Genomic DNA, 21,234 nt, shown 5'->3' on the forward strand with positions numbered 1-21,234 from the left:
GGTGCGCCCGCTCTGGCGGCAAGGCGCCGCCAGGGAGGTGGCGCCTTGCCAGATCAGCTATTGGCGGTGGTCAGCTTGGAGCCGATTTTGTTGAAGGTGATGTTCAGCTGAGTGCCGACGACGGTGACGGCGGCGATGATGACGACGGCGATCAGGGCCGCGATCAGGCCATATTCGATCGCCGTCACACCGTCTTCTTCGCGCAGAAATTTTTGAATCGCTTTCATGATATTGCTCCTTAAGAGGGATAGGACAGTCGCACCAAACAGACCGGGTTCCAAGGCGCTGGTGCGCCGCCTCAGAAATTCTTGCCGAGCGCCAGCAATACGATGACGCACACGACGGCGATCAGCGAGGCCACCAGCACCGTCTCGTAAAACGTCGCTCCGCTCTCTCCCTGGACAAAACGCTGCCAGGGCGTGGGCGAAGGGTCGATTTCACGCATACAGCGCTCCCGTTTGGATAGGTTGGTTCAGCCTTGCTAGCCTCAGTCGGCACCGAAACCGTACTGATGAGTTCACTATAAAGAAAGCCGTGTTGCGCTACATCAGACAACTGTCCTTTTTTTGCCGGGACAAAACGCCCTTTTTGCAGGAGCAATTTCAGGACATTTGTCACGGGTAAGAAATGTTGTCAAAATAAAATGACAATTGACGTGCGCGCGGCTGGGATGGGGCTGCGGACGGGGGCGGTGGATGCGGCGGGACAGGGAGGCGGGCAGGTTCGGGGCCCGGCAGGGGAGACAGCGGGTGCTTAGCGTTCTTGCGGTTCGGCGCGCTGGGTGGTCATGAAAACGTACAGGTCCAGGCGGTTGGTCACGCCCAGCTTGTGGTAGATCGAGGTCAAGTGGTTGCGCAGCGTGTGGTCGGAAATGAACAGGGTCTGGGCCAGCGCCTTGTTGCCGCCGCCGCCGGCCGCGATCAGGTCGCAGATCTGGCGTTCCTTGGCCGTCAGCGAGGCGATCTTGTCGGCCCCGGCATCGGCCTTGCGGCGCTTGGGCGGGTTGCGCATGTCGTCGAAGATGCGGCCCAGTAGGCCCTGGTCCAGCCACAGCTCGCCCTGGTGCAGCTTGCGGATCGCCTGCAGCACCACGTCGGCCGCCGCGTCCTTGCCGACCACGCCGCGGGCGCCGTGCAGCACGGCCGCGTCGAGCTGGGACGCGTCGCGCGTGCCGCTCAGCACCAGCACGCGCGCGCCGCTGCCCTTGACCAGGTCGGCCAGGATGCCCAGCGAGCTGGTGCCGTCCAGGTCCAGGTCCAGCACGATCACGTCCGGGGACACGGCCCGGGCCTGGGCCAGCGCGCCGGCGCAGTCGGCGGCGCATCCCACCACCTGCATGGTGTTGCCCTCGCTTTCGATCAGCTTGCGCAAACCCCAGATCATGGTTTGATGGTCGTCCACAAGCAGGACGCGGATAGGGGGATCGGTGGACACGTTGTAGCCTTTCTCTCGTTTCAAATGGGAATGGTGATCTGCACCACGGTGCTGTGCGCCGTTCCGGGCAGCACTTGGGCCTGGCCACCCAGGGCCAGCGCCCGCTCCGTGATGGAATGGGGGCGGAAACTGGTCACGGCGTCGGCGGCGCAGTCGTTCTCGATGCGGATGTCCAGCTCGCGCTCGCCGCAGGCCAGCGTGACGGCGCCATTGCGCGCGTCCGTGTGCTTGCAGATGTTGCTGATGCCTTCGCTAACGATCTGGAACACTTCGGCCGCCAGCCGGTCGTTGCCGCGCAACTGGCCCTGGCTGTGGACGGCGATGTCGATGCCATAGAACTGCTTGACCTGGCTGGCGTGGCGCCGCAGCGCCAGCAGCAGTTCCGGTTCGCTCAGGCCCTGGCGTCCGGCCCGGAAGCTGCTGGCGTAGCGGCGCAGGTCGCCGATCACCTTGGTGGTCATCGCTTGCAGGTTGTCCAGTTCCGGCAGCAGCGGGTTGTCGGCCGCGGCCTGCTTGCGGATCGCGCTCAGGCCATGGCTGAGGCCGATGTAGGGCTGCACCGTCGTGTCGTGCAGGTCGCGCGCGATGCGCTCGCGCTCGCGCTGGGAGGCGTCGGAGGCGATGCGGTCGAGCAGCTCGATATTCTCGATCACGGGGAACACCTGGCTGACGATGTGCAGCAGGAACTGGGCATCCTGGCGGTTCAGTTCGTGGCGCTCGGTGACCACGATCAGCCGGCCTTCGCCGGTGCGCAGGGGCACCGGCACGGTCACCAGCGCGCCGGCGTCGAGCAGTTCGGCCAGGTCGCTGGCCGCCTCGGGCGCCATGCGCACCCAGCGCTGGCGGGATGCCAGGTATTCGCGCGACACCGGGCGGCGGCGCAGCAGGCCGTCCAGCGGGCGCGTGTGCAGCACCGTGCGGCCGGTGCTGAACGCCAGCAGCGGGGCGGCCGCCTCGGCGCTCAGGCGGGTGGGCTGGATGCCGCGTGTCGCCTGGTCGCCGCTGGCCGCCCGCAGCGACCAGTGCTCGGCGCCGTTCTCGCGCATCAGCAGGATGCAGCGGCTGGCGCCGTAGAACTGGCGGATTTTTTCCAGCACGGTGGCGATGGTCTGGTTCACGCCGAAGCGCGGATTCGATTGCTGCGTCACTTCGTGCAGCAAGGCCAGGCGCCGTTGCTGCGACACCACCAGACCGCCCCAGTGGGCGACCATGTAGCCGAACGCGAGCAGGAAGGTGGCGCGCAACAGCACGCGCGACAGGGCCGCGTCGGTGTGGGCGCTGACGGCCGTGGTGGCGAACAGGGCGGTCGACACCAGCGTGGTGCGGGCGCCGGCCTCGAAGCCGAACGTGAACGAGGCGGCCAGGATGGAAAAGAAGAAGAACAGGAAAAAGAAGCTGTTGCTGCCGCCCGTGACGAGCACGATCAGGTAGAACCAGCCCACGTCGAGCCAGTAGGCCACGTGCGGTCGCAGGCGCGGCGAGGCGAACACGTTCAACACCAGGCTGTGCAGCAGATAGCCGGCGAACACGAAAATGGTGAAGTCGTTCATCCGGCCCATGCCGGCCGGATCGATGAACAGGGTGAGCAGGCAGGTCATGGCCAATACCAGGCGCATCCGGTTGACCATGGAGGCGTCGGTGGGGTCTTTTGATAGCCTGAGGGTGTGTGTAATGTTGTCGCTCACAGGCGCTCCAGCCCAGTTTTCTTGCTGGTATTGTAACAATTGGTTCAGTCTAACGGCTGATGCGGGCAGCGTCCATATCCATGGATCAAATTTGTTGTATGAATAACGGCGATGCCACACATGGGTGATTTAAAGCACGATCGTACGGTGAAATTTTGCCGGAATCATGCATACTGCGAGCAGGCGGCGGCCGGCGGCGCGCGGCAGCTAACAGTCACCAACCAGGGCGGTCGAGGAGGGGCGCACGGATGAATGATCGCAGTCCCTTGACGGAATCCGAGTTCGACGGCTTCGCCGACGAATACCGTGCCCAGCATGCGGCCAACATCGCGCTGTCGGGTGAATCACCCGATTTTTTCGCCGAGTACAAGGTGGCCGACATCGCGGCCACGCTGGCGGCGCGGGGCCGCTCCGGCGCCGGGCTGCGTATCCTCGATTTCGGCGCCGGCATCGGCAATTCCGTGCCTTACTTCCACAAGCACCTGCCGGGCGCGCGCATTACCTGTCTCGATGTGTCGGGCAAATGCCTGGCGCTGGGGGAGGCGCGGTTTCCAGGCCTGGCGGAATTTGTGCTGTTCGATGGCCGCCAGTTGCCGTTCCCGGACGGGACGTTCGATGTCATTCTGTGCGCGTGCGTGCTGCACCATATCGATCCGGCCGAACACGCGACGGTGCTGGCCGGCTTGCACCGGCTGCTGTCCGAGCGTGGTCAGCTGTTCGTGTTCGAGCACAATCCCTGGAATCCCTTGACGGTGCGGGCCGTCAACACCTGTCCGTTCGATGTCAACGCCCGCTTGATCTCGGCGCCGGCGCTGGCCGCCACCTTGCGCCGGGCCGGTTATGGCGGCGTGGAGCGGCGCTTCCGCATCTTCTTCCCCGGCCTGCTACGCCGGCTGCGGCCGCTGGAACGGTGGTTGCGCTGGTGCCCGGCCGGCGCCCAGTATTGCCTGATGGCGCGGCGCTGAGCGCGCGTTCAGTCTACCCGGACATAGACGGTGGCCACCTGATCGCCATATAGCCGGCGCCAGCCGGGCAGCGTGTCGAGCAGGTACAGCATGGGCGTGCTGTCGGCCGCGACCAGGGCCCAGCGCACGCCGTAGCGCGCGGCCAGGCGTTCGAACGCGGCCCGGTCCGGCGCGAACGGCGCCATATAGTCGCGCATGAAGGCGTCGCCATACATGTCGGAGCGGCCATCGACGAAGGGGCGCACGTGGCGATGGATCAGGTAGCCGCCAAATTCGTAACTGTTGAACACGGGTTGGGACAGCAGGGCCGCCGGCACGTGGCGCAGCGCCGTGGCAGGCGTGGCGTGGTCGTCGGTGCGCGCCACGGGCATGGCCAAGCGCAGCGCCACCGCCAGCCCCGCCAGGGCCAGCGCCACCGCGCCCCAGCGCCGGGCGGCCATGCGCGCGCCGCCGGCCACCTGGCAGCCCAGCGCCTGGCCCAGCGGGGCCGCCAGCACCAGCGTCCCCACGACCCCGGCCACCACCTGGTGGCGGCTGTGCTTGAGCGCCATGGTCAGCAGGGCCAGTACGATGAACAGGCGCGACAGGGGCACTGTCACTGGACGGGTCAGCGCCACGTACAACAGGACGAGCAGGGCCAGCGTCAGCGGTTGTGGATGGTTGAAGTTGGGCGGCTGCCATTCCGCGATGTAGGCGATCAGGTCCAGCCGCATCAGTTGCAGCGGATACAGCAGGCCGTGCCAGCCGTAGGGCGTGAGCATGGTCGCGGCGGTGGCGGCCGCCAGGAATACGGCCCAGCGCGCTGCCTCGGGCAGGCGTCGGCCCGGCGCGGCGGCGACCGCTTCCAGCGCCAGCACGCCGGCCAGCGCCAGGCCGAGCACGAAACTGCCGTGCAGGTTGGCCCACAGCGTCATCAGCGGCAGCAGCGGCCAGGCGGGCACGCGCTCCAGCTCACGGGCCCGTAGCAGCGCGACGCACCACGCCACCAGCGGCACCAGCGCGATCAGGTGCGGCCGCGCCAGCAGGCTGGGCACGATGGCGAAGCAGGCTACCACCGCGCTCACCAGTGCGGCCGGCTGGTCCAGCCAGCGCGTCAGATAGCGGGCGATCATGGCCAGCGTCAGGGCCAGCGTGGCACTGCACAGCAGTTGCAGTCCGCTCCAGCCTGCGCCTTGGTAGGCCAGCGTCATCAGTACTTCCGACAGCCATTCATGCGCCACCCACGGCGTGCCCGGCATGGTCGCCGAGAAAGGATCGGTGTGGGGGACGGTGGCGTGGTCCAGCATCCATTGGCCGGCCGCCAGATGCCAGTAGGTGTCGCCATCGAGCAACAGCGGCCGGTGCACCATGGGTAGCAGGAAGCCAATCAGGGCGGCCACCACGACCATGGGGGGCCAGCCCCAGCGGGGGAAAATCACGGCGCGCGGCGCGGCAAGGCTATCCAAAGGCGTCCTCCAGCGGGATGGGATGGCGGCGTGGATGCCCGAGCGGCCTGCCGACGGCAGCAACATAGCAGGCGCGGCGGCGCCTGTCTATTTCTTATCGCATGAACATCCACACGGTGAGCGTGGCGCCCACCAGCACCACGAAGGTGCGCATTACCTTTTCCGGCAGGCGATGGATCAGCCAGGCGCCGCACAGGCCGCCGGCGATGCCGCCCGCGCACAGGGCCAGCGCGGCTGGCCAGCTGATCAGGTGCGAGGTGGCGAAGATCAGGGTGGCGGCGGCATTCATGGCCATGGCCAGCATGTTCTTGGTGGCGGTGGCGGCGCGCACCTGCTGGCCGGCGATGGTCAGCGCGGCCAGCATCAGGAAGCCGATGCCGCCGCCAAAGTAGCCGCCGTAGATGGCGATGCAGCTTTGCACCAGCACCAGCGCCCAGCGCGGCACGGAACCGGCCGCGTGCAGCGGCTTGCGGCGGAAACTGCCCCAGGCGAACATGGAAGTGGCGAACAGCACCAGCCATGGCACCAGCCGGGCGAAGAACGAGGCGGGCGTGTTGAGCAGCAGCAGCGCTCCGACCACACCGCCGGCCACACTGATGGCGAACATCTGGCGGAACGTGAGCGGGCCCACGTCGGCCGTCAGCTTGCGCCCCGCCACGGCCGAGGTGGTCTGGCTGGGGAACATGGCGATGGTGGAGGTCATATTGGCCGCCAGCGGATTGAGGCCGGCCAGCAGCAGCGCGGGAAAGGTGATGAAGGAACCGCCGCCGGCCAGCGCGTTCTGCACCCCGGCAAAGAAGCCGGCGGCGGCGATCATCAGGACTACGGAAATCTCAAGCGGGGGAACGGGCGGCATGGGAGGACTCGGGCGTGGAATGGCTGAAATGGACAGGGGCCGGAGCATTATACCGGCGCCGGCCGTGTCGCGCCGGAGCTGCCCAGCCTGTGTTAAAAATGCTAACATGGACTGATGCACCCGACCGCACCCTACCAGCTCTACTACTGGCCCGGCATCCAGGGCCGGGGGGAATTCGTGCGGCTGGCGCTGGAGGCGGCTGGCGTGGCCTACGTGGACGTGGCGCGCCGGCGCGGCGAACGCGGCATGGAGGCCATGCTGGCCAGCCTGGACGGCGCCGTCACCGCCCATCCGTCGTTCGCGCCGCCGGTGCTGCGGGCCGGCGAACTGCTGATCGGGCAGACGGCCAACATCCTGCAGTTCCTGGGCGCCCGCCACGGGCTGGCGCCGCGCGCGCAGCAGGGGCGGCTGTGGGCCAACCAGTTGCAGCTGACCATCGCCGACATCGTGAACGAGGTGCACGACTGCCACCATCCGCTGTCGACCAACCTCTACTACGAGCAGCAACAGCCGGCCGCCCGCACCCGCGCGGCCGACTTCACGGCCCGGCGCCTGCCCAAGTACCTCGGTTATTTCGAAGGCGTGCTGGTGCACAATCCGGCGCGCGGCAACCATGCCGTGGGCGGGCGGCTATCGTATGTGGACTTGTCGCTGTTCCAGCTGGTGGCGGGCTTGCGCTATGCGTTTCCCAACGCGATGGCGCGCCAGCAGCAGGCGTGGCCGCGCTTGCTGGCGCTGCACGACAGCGTGGCGGCGCGGCCACGCATCGCCGCTTACCTGAAGTCGGCGCGGCGCTTGCCGTTCAATGAGGATGGGATCTTCCGCCACTATCCGGAACTGGACCGGTGATCGGGGCGGGGGGGCGTCAGTCGTCGTCTGGAGGATCGTCGAGCCTGGCCAGGTCGAAGCTGACCAGGGCCCAGATGCCGCCCGCGTAATCGGGTTCGCGCGACAGCGCTTCCACGGGCGACGGCTTGATTTCGAACGGCTTGCCTTGTTCCACCAGCTGGCCCACGTGGCCGTAGATGGCCTTGGCGGCATTGCTCATGGCCTTGTCGATGGTGGCGCCCGAGGAGCGCACGCCCGGCAAGTCCGGAACAGTGACGCCGTAGACACTTTCCTTGTCCATGTGGATCAATATCGGGATGTCCATAGCGGCTTGTCCTGTGGAAAGTGGGCGGCCCTTGTTGACGTTGCGCTGCAAGACTAAGTTTTACACGGACAAGGTCCGGCTTCAAGCTATTTCGTGCATGGGAGCGCCAATTTACGACGCGATGCGGCATGCGCGCACGCCGCCGTGGCCAGCGCCGCGCCAGCCCCATTTTGGTGCGCCGCAGCGGGACCGGTGGTGATACTTGAGTACACAAGTAAAACGCCCCGCCGGCATCGCTGCGGGCGGGGCGTGGGTGGGTGGAAACGGTTACAGCACGTCGCTGGCGTGGTCGGCCAGGCGCGAGCGTTCGCCGCGCGCCAGCGTCACATGGCCGCTGTGCGCCCAGCCCTTGAAGCGGTCGACCACGTAGGTCAGGCCGCTCGAACCTTCCGTCAGGTACGGCGTGTCGATCTGCGCGATGTTACCGAGGCACAGGATCTTGGTGCCGGGACCGGCGCGCGTGACCAGGGTCTTGATCTGCTTGGGCGTCAGGTTCTGCGCTTCGTCGATGATCAGGAACTTGTTGACGAAGGTGCGGCCGCGCATGAAGTTGAGCGACTTGATCTTGATGCGCGAACGGATCAGGTCCTGCGTGGCCGCGCGGCCCCATTCGCCGCCGTCGGAGTCGGACTTGTTGAGCACTTCGAGGTTGTCGTCGAAGGCGCCCATCCAGGGCGACATCTTCTCTTCTTCCGTACCGGGCAGGAAGCCGATGTCCTCGCCCACGGGCACCGTGACGCGGGTCACGATGATCTCGTTGTAGAGCTTGGTCTCCAGCACCTGCGCCAGGCCCGCCGCCAGTGCCAGCAGGGTCTTGCCGGTGCCGGCCTGGCCCAGCAGCGTGACGAAGTCGCACTCGGGGTTCATCAGCAGGTTCAGCGCGAAGTTCTGCTCGCGGTTGCGCGCCGTCACGCCCCACACATTGTTCTTGTTGTGGCTGAAGTCGCGCAGGGTTTGCAGCACGGCCGTCTTGCCGTTGATCTGCTTGACCTGGCCGTAGAACGGCGCTTCGCCGTTTTTCGGTTCCAGGAAGATGAACTGGTTGACCAGCATCGACGGCACGAACGGGCCCGTCACGCGGTAGAACGTGGCGCTCTGGCCGTTCTTGTTCTCCTGCCACGACTCCATGTCCTTGCCGTGCTTGTTCCAGAAGTCATCGGGCAGTTGCACGATGCCCGAGTACAGCAGGTCGGTGTCTTCCAGCACATGGTCGTTGAAGTAGTCTTCCGCCGGCAGGCCCAGCGCGCGGGCCTTGATGCGCATGTTGATGTCTTTCGACACCAGCACCACGGGCCGCCCTTCCTGCTCCGCTTCCAGCGAACGGACCACAGCCAGGATCTGGTTGTCGGCCTTGCCCACCGGCAGGCCGGCCGGCAGGTCCGCGCTTTGCAGGCGGGTCTGGAAGTACAAACGGCCCTTGGCGTCCTTGTTACCCAGTTTGGACAGCGGGATGCCTTTTTCGATCGCGTCGTCGTCCGTGTTCGATACCAGCGCGTCCAGCGTGCGCGACACCTGGCGCGCGTTGCGGGCCACTTCCGTCATGCCCTTCTTGTGGTTGTCCAGTTCCTCCAGCGTCATCATCGGCAGGTAGACGTCGTGCTCCTCGAAGCGGAACAGCGAGGACGGGTCGTGCATCAGCACGTTGGTGTCGAGCACGAACAGCTTGGTCTGGCCGGTCTGGTCGGCGTGGCGGCTGGTGGACGACTTGAGCGGCACTTCCACCGGCTTGTGCTTGGCCGGATGCGGCGCTTCGGCCGTGATCGGCGTGACCTTGGCGCGCGCGGCTGGCGCGGCCTTGACCTTCGATGGCGTGGGCGACGCTTCGCCGGCCGGCGCGTGCAGTGGCGCGGCCTGCAGGATGGCGGCCTTGGGCTTGGCCTTGGCGGCGGCCGGCTTGGCCACCGCAGCCTTCGCCACGGCGGGCTTGGCCACGGGCACGGCCTTGACGGTGGCGGCCTTGGCCTTGGCCGGCGCCTTCTTGGCGGCAGCGGTCGTTGCCGGCGCGGCTACCGGTTCGACGGCGTCGACCGCGAGGGCCGGTGTGGGGTTGGCGCCGCTGGCCTTGGGATAATCTTTTGCCAGCAGTAAAGTCGCTGGCTTACTTGGAATTTTTGGCAGTGGCATCAGGATCTCGATCAAATAAATTCTGGAGGAATCCGCCCACGGGTGCGCCTGGCGCGAGCGGGGCGGCCGGATGGGATGGATGCGGGGGAAACAGGGTTACAGGACTGCCGACGGGCACGCGATCGGCCCGGGTAAGATACCGCGTGGTGGCCGGCTGGCCACCATGTAGGGTGAGAGTTGGTACAGTGCTGACTCAAAATGGCTGCTTGCGCATGGACGAGCTACGGTTGGGCAAACTGGACGTTCGCCGCGCGTGCGATCAACCCTGACGCGCCACGAATTCCAGCACTTCATCGACGTGACCTGCTACCTTCACGCCTCTCCATTCTTTCACCAATTGCCCATGAGCGTCAATGACAAACGTGCTGCGCTCGATGCCGCGCACGGTCTTGCCGTACATCTGCTTCAGCTTCATCACGCCGAACTGCTGGCACAGCGTTTCCTCGGGGTCCGAGATCAGCTCGAACGGCAGGCCCAGCTTGGCCTTGAAGCCTTCGTGCGAGCGCAGCGAGTCGCGGCTGATGCCGTAGATCTCGGTGCCGGCCGCCTGGAACTGCGCATGCAGGTCGCGGAAGGCCATGCTCTCGGTGGTGCAGCCCGGTGTGTTGTCCTTGGGGTAGAAATACAGCACCGTGTAGCGGGCCGGGCGGCCGGCCAGCTGGAAGGTCTGCCCACCCGTCATGGGGGCGGCGAAGTCGGCGATGGGTGCTACGGTTTGGCGATCAGCCACAGGGTCTCTCCTGAACGGTGAACTTCAGCAACGGGGACTGCGGGGACTAGCGGGCGGCGCCTTGCACCATCAGCTGGCCCGAACGTCCCGGCAATTCGCCCCACGTCATGGGGCACACGGGCAGCACGTCATCCTTGACCTGCCCGTAGTGGTCGGCCATGGACGCCAGTCGATAACCCTGGGCGCGCCATCCGGCCAATAACTGCTCGAAGATGGGGGCGAGTTTCTGTCCTTCAAGCTCCGCGTGCAAGGTGTACACATGGTCGCGCGTGGCGCCGGCCGTCAGCTTGAGCAGGAAGGGGGCGATGTTGGCGGTCGTGATCAGGGTGCCGTCGATCTCGCGCCCCAGCAGCTCGTCCAGCGTGGGCAGGGTGGTGGGCAACTGGATGCAGTCGAGCACCTTGCCGTCCACGGCCAGCCGGTGCGGGCCGTCGGCCGGGTTGGCCAGCGTGCCGTTCTCGTTGAGCACGCAGCGCTGGTCCGAGGCGTAGCGGTAGCCGGCCGTGTCGTGCTCGACGAAGGCGGCGCCGTTCATCTGCCAGCCGGCCGCGCCGTGCGTGTGCGGCGGTGCGCCGAATACAGTGGCGTAGCGCGCTGCGGCCTTGCGCATCATGGCCACGGTCCAGGCGGCGTGGCGCTTGGCCACGTTGTCCTGCCACAGCACGTGGTCCCAGGTGTGGATGCCGCATTCGAAACCGGCGTCGCGCACGGCGCGCAGCTCGGCCGCGCACTGCTTGCCGATGTCCGGCCCCGGCAGCAGCGTGCCGTACATCAGGGTCTTGAGGCCGTAGTGCTCGACCACGGAGGTGCGCGACACCTTGCTGAAGAAGCCGGGCCGCAGGGCGCGCCGCAGGGCCCAGCCCGTGTGGTCCGGTCCCAGCGAGAACAGGAAGGTGGCGTGGGCCTGGTGCGCGCTCAGCATGCGCACCAGGTTGGGCACACCCTCGCGGGTGCCGCGATAGGTGTCCACATCGATCTTGAGCGTCAGCAGGGGCTGATGCTGGTTGGGCAGGGGACCGGTCAAATCATCAATCCATCAGGGCCTGGGCTGCGGCCACCTGGCTGCGGTAGGCGTCGAAGATCTTGCGCAGTGCGTCGGCCATGGTGGTCGATGGCTTCCAGCCCAGCTCGTCGCAGGTGTTGGTGATCTTGGGCACGCGGTTCTGCACGTCCTGGTAGCCCGCGCCGTAGTAGGCGCCGGAGGTGGTTTCCACGATCTTGACCTGCTTGGCGCCGGTGGCGTACTCCGGGTATTCCTCGGCCAGCTTCAGCATCATGCCGGCCAGGTCGCGGATCGAGTAGTTGTTGGTCGGGTTGCCGATGTTGTAGATCTTGCCGGTGGCGGCGCCGTTCTTGTTCTCGATGATCTTCATCAGGGCGTCGATGCCGTCGTCGATGTCGGTGAAGGCGCGCTTCTGGTTGCCGCCGTCGACCAGCGAGATGTTCTCGCCGCGCACGATGTGGCCGAAGAACTGGGTCACCACGCGCGACGAACCTTCTTTCGGCGTGTGGATGGAATCGAGGCCGGCGCCGATCCAGTTGAACGGGCGGAACAGGGTGAAGTTCAGGCCTTCCATGCCGTAGCCCCAGATCACGCGGTCCATCAGCTGCTTGGCGTTGGAGTAGATCCAGCGCGGCTTGTTGATCGGGCCGCAGATCAGTTCCGAGTTCTCGGGATCGAATTCCTCGTCGTGGCACATGCCGTACACTTCCGAGGTCGATGGGAACACCAGGTGCTTGCCGTACTTGGCGGCCGAGCGGACGATGGGCAGGTTGGCCTCGAAGTCCAGTTCGAACACGCGCAGCGGCTGCTTGACATAGGTCGACGGGGTGGCGATGGCCACCAGCGGCAGGATCACGTCGCACTTCTTGACGTGGTACTCGACCCATTCCTTGTTGATCGTGATGTCGCCTTCGAAGAAGTGCATGCGCGATTTGTACGCTTCATTCTCCAGGATGTCGGTGATGCGGTCCGTGCTCATGTCCATGCCGTAGAGGTGCCAGTCGGTCGTTTCCAGGATGCGCTTCGACAGGTGGTGGCCGATGAAGCCGTTGACGCCGAGGATGAGGACTTTTTTCATGTGATCTTCTCTAGGTAATGTTCATTGTCCGCTGGCGGCAGCGGCCAGGCGGGACTGCAACTGCGCGGCTGTGACGGGTTCACCGTCGGCCGTCAAGGCGGAAATCGCCAGCATGCGGCCATCGCCGCACACGCCAAAGATGCAATTATCCACTACTGTCAAGCCCGGACGCAAACTTGCGCTGGCAACATTGTCAGTATGTTCATGGTTTGGCTGTCGCAAGCGTGCCCGCTGCACCACATAGCGCACGCCGCCGACGTCGGTGAAGGCGCCCGGATACGGCGGCGCCACGGCGCGGTGCAGGTTGTACACGGTCTGCGCCGGCTGGTTCCAGTCGATGCGGCCATCCTCGGGCTTGCGGCCGCCGAAATAGCCGCCCTGGGTCAGGTCATTGTGCAGGCGCGGCGCGCTGCCGTCCAGCAGCGAGGGCAGCACGCGCCACAGCGCCTGCTCGGCCGCCACGGTGACCTTGCCGAACACTTCGAAGGCCGTGTCGTCGGGCAGGATGGGCACTTCCATCTGCGCCACGATGGCGCCCGCGTCGGGCTTGACCGTCATTTCGTGCAGGGTGGCGCCGGTCACGTCGGCGCCATGCAGCACGGCCCAGTTGACGGGCGCGCGGCCGCGGAATTGCGGCAGCAGCGAGCCGTGCATGTTGTAGGCCGGCGCCACGGCCAGCAGTTCGGCTGGCAGCATGTGGCGGTAATAGAAGCTGAACATCAGGTCCGGCCGGGCCGCCTGCACCTGGGCCAGCAGTTCGGGCGACTTGGCGTCGGCCGGGGTGATGTAAGGGATGCCCTGGTCCTGGCACACCGAGATCACGGAATCGAACCAGATATTCTCGCTCTCGCTGTCCTCGTGGGTGACCACCAGGGCCACGTCCACGCCGCCGGCCAGCAGCACCTTCAGGCAGCGCACGCCGACGTTGTGGTAGGCGAAGACGACGGCGCGCGGCCGGCGTTGCTGTTCCTGCATGGCGCCGCTCATCGCGCCACCGAGCGTTTTTCAACCTCGTCCGTGTCGAGCTGTTCGTGGCCGTGCTGCTGTTGCAGGATGGTTTGCACCACGTAGCGCGGACGGGCCCGCACTTGCTGGAAGATGCGGCCCACGTATTCGCCCAGCAGTCCGATGCCGAACAGGATCACGCCCATGAAGAAGAAGGCGATCGCGAACAGCGTGAACAGGCCTTCCGCTTCCGCGCCCAGGAACAGGCGGCGCACCAGCAGCACCAGCACCAGCAGGCCCGAGCCGATCGACAATGCCATGCCCAGCATGGAGAACATTTGCAGCGGCACCAGCGAGAAGCCGGTCACCAGGTCAAAGTTCAGGCGGATCAGGCTATAGAGCGAGTACTTCGATTCGCCGGCCGAGCGTTCCTCGTGCTCGACGATGATTTCCGTCGGCTTGCGCGCGAAGCGGTAGGCCAGCGCGGGCACGAAGGTGTTCACTTCGCCGCACTGGTTGACCAGGTCGATCACGTTGCGGCCATAGGCGCGCAGCATGTTGCCCTGGTCCGTGATCTTGATGTTGGTGATGCGCTCGCGCAGCTGGTTCATGGCCTTGGAGGCGTAGGTGCGCCAGGCCGAATCCTGGCGCTTGCGGCGGATCGAACCGACGTAGTCGTAGCCTTCGCGCATCTTGGCCACCAGGTGCTTGATTTCCTCGGGTGGATTTTGCAGGTCGGCGTCGAGCGTGATCATGATGTCGCCGCGGGCCGCCTCGAAGCCGGCCAGGATGGCCATGTGCTGGCCATAGTTACCGTTGAACAGCACCACGCGCGTGACGTCGGGCCGGGCGCGGAACTGCTCGGCCAGGATGGAGACGGAGTTATCGCGGCTGCCGTCGTTGACGAACACGATCTCGTAGCTGGTCTGCAGCGCGTCGAGCGCGGGGTAGAGGCGGTCGAACAGGGTCTGCAAACCGGCCTGCTCGTTGTAGACCGGGATGACGACGGATATTTCTGGTTTCATTGATGGTGCGGTCATTGCGGTCATTGTTTAATCAGGATGGCCTTGACGGCGGCCACGGCGCGCTCGACGTCGGCCGTGGTCATGGCGTAGAACATGGGCAGCGTGACGGTCAGGCGGCCCACTTTTTCCGACACCGGGAACATGCCTTCCTTGAAGCCGCGCGCGCGGTACATGGTGAACAGGTGGATGGGCGCGTAGTGGTAGCCGGTGCCGATGTTGTACTCGGCCATCTTGCGCATAAAGTTGGCGCGCGTGTCCGGGCCCTGGTCGGGCAGCACGATCTGGAACAGGTGGTAGTTGCTGGTGTCGAAGGCTTGCAGCGGCAACTGGGCGCCCGATTGGGCTTCGAAGTCGGGGCCGAAGCAGCTGAAGTAGTGGCGCGCCAGCGCGCGGCGGTGGGCCGTGATGGCCTCGATGTTGGCGAACTGGCCCAGGCCGATGGCGGCCATGATGTCGCTCATGTTGTATTTGCCACCGAGGACGTCGACGTCGATGCCGTCCACGCCGCTGCGGGTCACGCCCTGCAGGCGGTACTTCTCGGCCAGGCGCGCCTCTTCCTCGTTGTTGAGGACCAGGCAGCCGCCTTCGCCGGTGGTGATGTTCTTGTTGGCCTGGAAGCTGAACGAGACGAAGTCGCCGAACGCGCCGATGCGCTTGCCCTTCCATTCGGAACCGAAGGCCTGGGCCGCGTCTTCCACCACGCGCAGCTTGTGCTTGGCGGCGATGGCATACAGGCGGTCCATGTCCACGGGCAGGCCGGACAGGTAGACCGGGATGATGGCCTTGGTGCGCGGCGTGATGGCCGCTTCCAGCTTGTCGAGGTCGATGTTGCGGGTCACCGGGTCGATGTCGGCGAACACGGGCGTGGCGCCCACTTCGATGATGACGTTGGCCGTGGCCACCCACGAGATCGGGGTGGTGATCACTTCGTCGCCGGGGCCGATGCCGGCGATGCGCAGCGCGATCTCCATGGTGCAGGTGCCGGAATTGAAGGTGCGCACGGGGCGGCCGCCGAAGTATTCGGACAGCTTGGCTTCGAAGGCTTGCACTTTGGGGCCGCTGGTGATCCAGCCGGAACGCAGCACGTCGCCGACGGCGGCGATGGTGGCTTCGTCGATGGTGGGTTTGGAAAAAGGCAGGAAGGGCAGGTCAGCGCTCATTTCGGTGGTCACTCTCTTCAACTTGTTCTTGTGGATGGACGGGCGCTCGTGGCGCGCCGCCCCCAAGGGCAGCGCATATTCTAATGGGTTCTGGATACGACCGGCCATTTTGTTGGCAGGCCGGCAAAACCGGAGCGCCCACAGCTCAGCTGCGGGCCAGCAGGGCCACGCCGATCAGGATCACGACGATGGCGGCCATGCGCTGCAGCGACACGGCTTCGCCGAAGAAGTACCAGGCGCCCACGGCCGTCACCACGTAGCCGAGCGACAGCATGGGGTAGGCGATCGACACGTCCACGCGCGACAGGGCGATGATCCACAGCACCACGGACAGCACGTAGCAGGTCAGGCCGCCGATGATGGGCAACTGGGTGGCCACCTTGAGGCCGATGGAAAACCAGTTGTCCATGGTCAGGTGGATGGCGCCGATGGACTTGGTGCCGGCTTTGAGCAGCAGCTGGGCCAGGGCGTTGAGCAGCACGCCCGTGACGATGAAACTGAAGGTTGCGAGGTTCATTAAAAATAAGATAAATAATTCAATAATTTACAGGTTGGCGACGACCACACGGCGCGTGTCTTCGGCCACCACGCGCATGGGGATGCCGCGCGCCTGCATTTTCGGGTAATCCTCGACGTCGAAGATGGCGATGTCCTTCACGCCGGCGGCCGCGTCCTGCTTCCAGATGGCGATCCAGGCGTCCACCGTGGGGATGGACAGTTCCGGCTGCTGCTGCAGGCCGAACGTGAATTCATCCCAGTAGTCGACCAGGGTCACGGTGCGGCCCAGGTAGAACGTCATCGACTGTTCATAGGTGGAGACGGAATAGATCTTGGTGTCCGGCTTCAGTTCGGCCTGGATGCGGTGGGTCAGCGCCTTGCCGGCCCGCATATGGCCATACGGTTCGAAGCCGGCCAGCACCATCTGGGTGGCCAGGAAGCCGGCGATGGCCAGCGTCAGCACGCTGGCGTCGCGGCGCAGGTGGCGCGCATGGAGCAGGGCCAGCGCGCCGCCGGCGGCGGCGATGATGGCGGCCGCCAGCACCCACGGCTGGTAGGCTTCCAGCATCTTCACTTCGGTCGGGCTGTAGACCTTGATGTGGGCGATCTGCGGCACGGCGGCGATGCCGGCCACGCCCACGATCAGCAGCAGCACGGCGGCGAACACGCGGTTGGGGCGCGAGGCGTTTTCCAGGTAGACGGCGATCAACAGGGCCAGCGCCGGGAAGATCGGCAGGATGTAGCCGGGCAGCTTGGAGCTGGAATAGCTGAAGAAGAAGAAAATGAAGGCGGCCCAGATCAGCAGCATCAGGCGCGGCTGGAAGCTGGCCAGCCGGTCGCGGCGCAGCGCGCCCAGCAGGCTTTGCGGCAGCACGCCCAGCCACGGCATGATGCCGGGAATCAGCATGACGAAGAAGTAATACCACGGGCCTTCGCGGTGGTGGGTCTTGAGCAGGAAACGTTCGAAATGCTCGTGGATGAAGAAGAAGTGCGGCTGTTCCGGGTTCTTGATGGCCACCAGCACGAACCAGGGCGTGGCCACGGCGAAGAACAGCAGCAAGCCCTTGCCCAGGTGCAGCCGGGCCCAGATGCCCCAGTCGCGCGCGGCGACCGTGTACAGGACCAGCACGGCGCCCGGCAGCACCAGGCCGATCAGGCCCTTGGCCAGCACGGCCAGCGCCATGCCCGCCCAGCACACCAGCATCCAGTTGCGCTGTTCGGCCGCCGTGGCGCCGTCGCGCTGGGCCAGCAGCAGGGCGCACAGGGCGATGGTCATCATGCCCGACAAGCTCATGTCGAGCGAATCGATCTGGCCCGAGGCCACCCAGAACAGGCTGGCGCCCAGGGCCAGCGCGGCGTAGAAGCCGGCGCGGGCGCCGAACACCTTGTGGCCGGTGTAGCCGGTCAGCAGCACGCCGCCCAGGCCGCACAGGCCCGTCCACAGGCGCGCCTGCCATTCGCCCAGGCCGAACGCGGCGAACGACAGCGCGTTCATCCACGTTTGCAGCGGCGGCTTTTCAAAGTACTTGATACCGTTCAGGCGGGTGGTGATCCAGTCGCCGGAAGCCAGCATTTCGCGCGCCATTTCGGCGTAGCGGCCCTCGTCGGGCGGCACCAGCGTGCGCCAGCCCAGCACGTACAGCCAGACCAGGGTGAAGACGATCGCGAGCGACCACAGCAGTTTTTTGGAGTTGTACAGGTCGTTGTTCATCAGGCCGGCTCACCCGCAGCCAGGGTCGCGCCCATCACCAGGGCCAGCGTGACCTTGCGGCCTTCGCCCATCAGAATATTGTAAGTCCGGCAAGCGGCCTGGTTGTCCATGCATTCCACGCCGATGCGGCGCATGGTCAGCGCGGCCGTCAGCTTGGGGTGGATGAAGCGCTGGCGCTCGCCCGTGCCCAGGATCACGACGTCGGGCGCCAGGTCCAGGATCTGGTTGAAATGGGCTTCGGTCAGCTCCTCGAAGGTGGCGGCGCCCCAGGGCTGCGGCGCCGTCTCGGGCAGCACGATCAGGCTGTAATGGTAGCGCTGGGCGTTGATTTCGACCCCGGTGGCATCGTAGCCGGTGACGGTCTGGTATTGTTGGGTGCTGCTGGGATGGAGCTTCATAAGACGTGTTCTTGCGGTCGTTGGTCGGCAAAAGAAGCGTCATTGTAGCGTTTTTCCCGGGCTTGCCCGCCGCAAAGGTTGATTAAATGGGAGGCTTTCGGCAGAATGGGTCTTTTCGCATTGCAGCATGGGCCTGGGCCGGATTTTGGCAGGCCGCGTCGTTTTGCCTCACCAACACAGGATTTTATTTTGCGACCGATTCATAAATCGAACAAACTTGCGGAAGTCTGCTACGAGATCCGCGGGCCCGTGCCGGAGAAAGCCCGGCAAATGGAGGAGGAAGGCCACAAGATCACGAAGTTGAATATTGGCAACTTGGCCGTGTTCGGCTTCGATCCGCCTGACGAGATCGTCCACGACATGATGGTCAACCTGCCCAACGCGGCCGGCTATACCGATTCCAAGGGCATGTTCGCGCCGCGCAAGGCGGTGATGCATTACACGCAAGGCAAGAATATCCGCGGCGTCGGCATCGACGACATTTACCTGGGCAATGGCGCCTCCGAGCTGATCGTGATGGCCATGAACGCGCTGCTCAACACGGGCGACGAGGTGCTGGTGCCGGCGCCCGACTATCCGCTGTGGACGGCCGCCGTCAGCCTGTCGGGCGGCACCCCGGTGCACTACATCTGCGACGAGCAGCAGGACTGGTATCCGGACCTGGCCGATATCCGTAGCAAGATCACGTCCAACACGCGCGCCATCGTCATTATCAACCCCAACAATCCGACCGGCGCGCTGTACCCGGTCGAGCTGCTGCGCGAGATCATCGAGATCGCGCGCCAGAACCAGCTGATCATCTACGCCGACGAGATCTACGACAAGGTGCTGTACGACGAAGCCCAGCACGTGTCGATCGCCTCGCTGGCCGACGACGTGCTGTGCGTGACCTTCAACGGCTTGTCGAAGAACTACCGCTCGTGCGGCTACCGCTCCGGCTGGATGGTGGTGTCGGGCGAGAAAAGCCATGCCAAGGATTACATCGAGGGCTTGAACATGCTGGCCTCGATGCGTTTGTGCGCCAACGCGCCGGGCCAGTTCGCGATCCAGACCGCGCTGGGCGGCTACCAGAGCATCAAGGACCTGGTGGGGCCGGGCGGACGCCTGCTCAAGCAGCGCGACCTGGCCCACAAGCTGCTGACCGACATCCCCGGCATCACCTGCGTCAAGCCGAAGGCGGCGCTGTACATGTTCCCGCGCCTCGATCCGAAGGTCTATCCGATCGTGGACGACCAGCAATTCGCCTACGAACTGCTGGCCGAAACCAAGGTGCTGATCGTCCAGGGCAGTGGTTTCAACTGGATCAACCATGACCACTTCCGCGTCGTGTTCCTGCCCAACACGGACGACATGACCGAAGCGTTCGGCCGCATCGCGCGCTTCATGGAAAGTTACCGCAAGCGTCACAGCCTGGGCTATTGAGCCGTACCGGCCCCTGATTTTTGCCCTTTATTCACCGGGCGCCGTTGAGGCGGCGCCCGATCTCACCGCAATGAAACGAGTGTAGTTATGAATCCCATCAAAGTAGGTCTGCTAGGAGTCGGCAACGTTGGCGCCGGTACGTTCAACGTGTTGCGTCGCAACCAGGAAGAAATCCGCCGCCGCGCCGGCCGCGGTATTGAAGTGGTGGCCGTCTCGGCCCGCAACCTGGAACGGGCCAAGGAGCGCACTGGCGGCCAGGTCAAGGTGGTGGCTGATCCATTCGACATCGTCAACGATCCGGAAATCGATATCGTCGTCGAGCTGATCGGCGGCTACGACACGGCCAAGGCCCTGGTGCTGCAAGCGATCGCCAACGGCAAGCACGTGGTGACGGCCAACAAGGCCCTGCTGGCCGTGCATGGCAACGAGATCTTCGCCGCCGCCCAGGACAAGGGCGTGATGGTGGCGTTCGAGGCGGCCGTGGCCGGCGGCATCCCCATCATCAAGGCGCTGCGCGAAGGCTTGACGGCCAACCGCATCGACTGGCTGGCCGGCATCATCAACGGCACCACCAACTTCATCCTGTCCGAGATGCGCGACAAGGGCCTGGACTTCGCCACCGTGCTCAAGCAGGCGCAGGAACTGGGCTACGCGGAAGCCGACCCCACCTTCGACATCGAAGGCGTGGACGCGGCGCACAAGGCCACCATCCTGGCCGCCATCGCGTTCGGCATCCCGGTGCAGTTCGATAAGGCTTACGTGGAAGGCATCTCCAAGCTCAACGCCGTCGACATCCGCTACGCCGAGCAACTGGGCTACCGCATCAAGCTGCTGGGCATCGCCAAGCGCGCCAAGGTCAACGGCACCGAAGGCGTGGAACTGCGCGTGCACCCGACGCTGATCCCGTCCAAGCGCCTGATCGCCAACGTGGAAGGGGCCATGAACGCCGTGCTGGTGCAGGGCGACGCCGTGGGCGCCACGCTGTACTACGGCAAGGGCGCCGGCGCCGAGCCGACCGCTTCGGCCGTGATCGCCGACCTGGTCGACATCACCCGCCTGGCCACGGCCGATCCTGAGCACCGCGTGCCGCACCTGGCGTTCCAGCCCAACGAGATGACCGACATCGAGATCCTGCCGATGGCCGAGATCACGACCAGCTACTACCTGCGCATGAACGTGGCCGACCAGCCCGGCGTGCTGGCCGACCTGACCCGCATCCTGGCCGACGCCACCATCTCGATCGACGCCATGCTGCAGAAGGAGCCGGCCGAAGGCGAGATCCGCACCGACATCATCTTCCTGACCCACCAGACCCAGGAAAAGAATGTGGAAGCGGCCATCGCCAAGATGGAAGGCCTGGCCAGCGTGTTCGGCAGCGTGACCAAGATCCGCCTGGAAAACCTGAGCTAAGCACCCGCTCCCGCCCACGGCGAAACCGGGGTCAGGTCATGTCATTGCGCAAAAATGCGCAATGACATGACCTGACCCCGGTTAATGAGATGGTCACCCTCACCCTATAAGTCCTAATCTTATAGGGTGTTTTCATTTCTGGAGGGCGCCATCATGGACAGCGTAACGTTGATCGGTATCGACCTTGGCAAA

Annotated in this window: 21 protein-coding genes; 4 read left to right on the top strand and 17 right to left on the bottom strand. The window is 65.3% G+C overall.

Features of this window, described 5'->3' with window-relative positions:
- Positions 1-53: 53 nt before the first annotated feature.
- The 4 genes from H3H37_RS23020 to H3H37_RS26170 all read right to left on the bottom strand — a co-directional run bounded on the left by H3H37_RS23020 (position 54) and on the right by H3H37_RS26170 (position 3,119).
- Positions 54-227 (bottom strand): Flp family type IVb pilin, encoded by a 174-nt coding sequence (locus H3H37_RS23020; protein ID WP_182166897.1) that lies wholly within the window; start codon positions 225-227, stop codon positions 54-56.
- A 71-nt stretch (positions 228-298) separates the two neighbouring features.
- Positions 299-445, bottom strand: coding sequence for a Flp family type IVb pilin (locus tag H3H37_RS23025; protein WP_182166899.1), 147 nt, complete (start codon positions 443-445; stop codon positions 299-301).
- A 308-nt stretch (positions 446-753) separates the two neighbouring features.
- On the bottom strand, positions 754-1,458 hold the full coding sequence (locus H3H37_RS23030; RefSeq protein ID WP_229218991.1) for a response regulator transcription factor: 705 nt from the start codon (positions 1,456-1,458) through the stop codon (positions 754-756).
- The gene (locus H3H37_RS26170; protein WP_182166901.1) at positions 1,455-3,119 is read right to left on the bottom strand and encodes a sensor histidine kinase; all 1,665 of its coding nucleotides are present in this window, start codon (positions 3,117-3,119) and stop codon (positions 1,455-1,457) included. Before H3H37_RS26170 ends, H3H37_RS23030 begins: the two co-directional genes overlap by 4 nt.
- A 248-nt stretch (positions 3,120-3,367) precedes the next feature.
- Between H3H37_RS26170 and H3H37_RS23040 the strand changes: the two genes are divergently transcribed.
- Positions 3,368-4,084, top strand: a complete 717-nt coding sequence (locus H3H37_RS23040; protein WP_229218992.1) for a class I SAM-dependent methyltransferase — start codon at positions 3,368-3,370, stop codon at positions 4,082-4,084.
- Between the two features lie 8 nt (positions 4,085-4,092).
- Here H3H37_RS23040 and H3H37_RS23045 read toward each other — a convergent pair whose 3' ends face one another.
- A complete protein-coding gene (locus tag H3H37_RS23045; RefSeq protein WP_182166903.1) occupies positions 4,093-5,529 on the bottom strand; it encodes a hypothetical protein in 1,437 nt (478 codons plus the stop codon).
- A gap of 94 nt (positions 5,530-5,623) precedes the next feature.
- A complete protein-coding gene (locus tag H3H37_RS23050; RefSeq protein WP_182166905.1) occupies positions 5,624-6,385 on the bottom strand; it encodes a sulfite exporter TauE/SafE family protein in 762 nt (253 codons plus the stop codon).
- A 114-nt stretch (positions 6,386-6,499) separates the two neighbouring features.
- Between H3H37_RS23050 and H3H37_RS23055 the strand changes: the two genes are divergently transcribed.
- Positions 6,500-7,234, top strand: coding sequence for a glutathione S-transferase (locus tag H3H37_RS23055; RefSeq protein WP_182166907.1), 735 nt, complete (start codon positions 6,500-6,502; stop codon positions 7,232-7,234).
- A 16-nt stretch (positions 7,235-7,250) separates the two neighbouring features.
- Here the strand turns inward: H3H37_RS23055 and H3H37_RS23060 are convergent, their stop codons facing one another.
- The 11 genes from H3H37_RS23060 to H3H37_RS23110 form a co-directional block, all read right to left on the bottom strand.
- Entirely contained in the window at positions 7,251-7,538 is a 288-nt protein-coding gene (locus H3H37_RS23060) for a type II toxin-antitoxin system HicB family antitoxin (RefSeq protein ID WP_182166909.1), read from the bottom strand.
- A 267-nt stretch (positions 7,539-7,805) separates the two neighbouring features.
- Complete coding sequence (locus H3H37_RS23065) at positions 7,806-9,662, bottom strand: PhoH family protein (RefSeq protein WP_182166911.1); 1,857 nt, start codon at positions 9,660-9,662, stop codon at positions 7,806-7,808.
- A gap of 259 nt (positions 9,663-9,921) precedes the next feature.
- A complete protein-coding gene (locus H3H37_RS23070; protein ID WP_182166943.1) occupies positions 9,922-10,365 on the bottom strand; it encodes a peroxiredoxin in 444 nt (147 codons plus the stop codon).
- Between the two features lie 73 nt (positions 10,366-10,438).
- On the bottom strand, positions 10,439-11,416 hold the full coding sequence (locus H3H37_RS23075; RefSeq protein ID WP_229218993.1) for a polysaccharide deacetylase family protein: 978 nt from the start codon (positions 11,414-11,416) through the stop codon (positions 10,439-10,441).
- 4 nt (positions 11,417-11,420) lie between these two features.
- The gene (locus H3H37_RS23080; protein WP_182166913.1) at positions 11,421-12,473 is read right to left on the bottom strand and encodes a bifunctional UDP-4-keto-pentose/UDP-xylose synthase; all 1,053 of its coding nucleotides are present in this window, start codon (positions 12,471-12,473) and stop codon (positions 11,421-11,423) included.
- A 21-nt stretch (positions 12,474-12,494) separates the two neighbouring features.
- Positions 12,495-13,448 carry a formyltransferase gene (locus H3H37_RS23085; protein WP_182166915.1) on the bottom strand — a complete coding sequence of 318 codons (954 nt, stop codon included), beginning with the start codon at positions 13,446-13,448 and terminating at the stop codon, positions 12,495-12,497.
- Positions 13,449-13,456: 8 nt separating this feature from the next.
- Positions 13,457-14,443 (bottom strand): glycosyltransferase, encoded by a 987-nt coding sequence (locus tag H3H37_RS23090; protein ID WP_182166917.1) that lies wholly within the window; start codon positions 14,441-14,443, stop codon positions 13,457-13,459.
- Between the two features lie 20 nt (positions 14,444-14,463).
- Complete coding sequence (locus tag H3H37_RS23095; RefSeq protein ID WP_182166919.1) at positions 14,464-15,603, bottom strand: DegT/DnrJ/EryC1/StrS family aminotransferase; 1,140 nt, start codon at positions 15,601-15,603, stop codon at positions 14,464-14,466.
- Between the two features lie 145 nt (positions 15,604-15,748).
- Positions 15,749-16,120 carry a DMT family transporter gene (locus tag H3H37_RS23100; protein ID WP_182166921.1) on the bottom strand — a complete coding sequence of 124 codons (372 nt, stop codon included), beginning with the start codon at positions 16,118-16,120 and terminating at the stop codon, positions 15,749-15,751.
- 27 nt (positions 16,121-16,147) lie between these two features.
- Positions 16,148-17,812 carry a glycosyltransferase family 39 protein gene (locus H3H37_RS23105; RefSeq protein ID WP_182166923.1) on the bottom strand — a complete coding sequence of 555 codons (1,665 nt, stop codon included), beginning with the start codon at positions 17,810-17,812 and terminating at the stop codon, positions 16,148-16,150.
- Positions 17,812-18,210: an Mth938-like domain-containing protein gene (locus H3H37_RS23110; protein ID WP_182166925.1), complete on the bottom strand. Its 399-nt coding sequence runs from the start codon at positions 18,208-18,210 to the stop codon at positions 17,812-17,814. Before H3H37_RS23110 ends, H3H37_RS23105 begins: the two co-directional genes overlap by 1 nt.
- 189 nt (positions 18,211-18,399) lie before the next feature.
- Here H3H37_RS23110 and H3H37_RS23115 point away from each other — a divergent pair, with 189 nt between their 5' ends.
- Together H3H37_RS23115 and H3H37_RS23120 are read left to right on the top strand one after the other, a co-directional pair.
- Entirely contained in the window at positions 18,400-19,632 is a 1,233-nt protein-coding gene (locus H3H37_RS23115; RefSeq protein ID WP_182166927.1) for a pyridoxal phosphate-dependent aminotransferase, read from the top strand.
- An 87-nt stretch (positions 19,633-19,719) separates the two neighbouring features.
- Positions 19,720-21,042 (top strand): homoserine dehydrogenase, encoded by a 1,323-nt coding sequence (locus H3H37_RS23120; protein WP_182166929.1) that lies wholly within the window; start codon positions 19,720-19,722, stop codon positions 21,040-21,042.
- Positions 21,043-21,234 lie beyond the last annotated feature (192 nt).

It is taken from the genome of Rugamonas brunnea (genome assembly GCF_014042345.1).
In the GTDB taxonomy this organism is placed as follows: domain Bacteria; phylum Pseudomonadota; class Gammaproteobacteria; order Burkholderiales; family Burkholderiaceae_D; genus Rugamonas; species Rugamonas brunnea.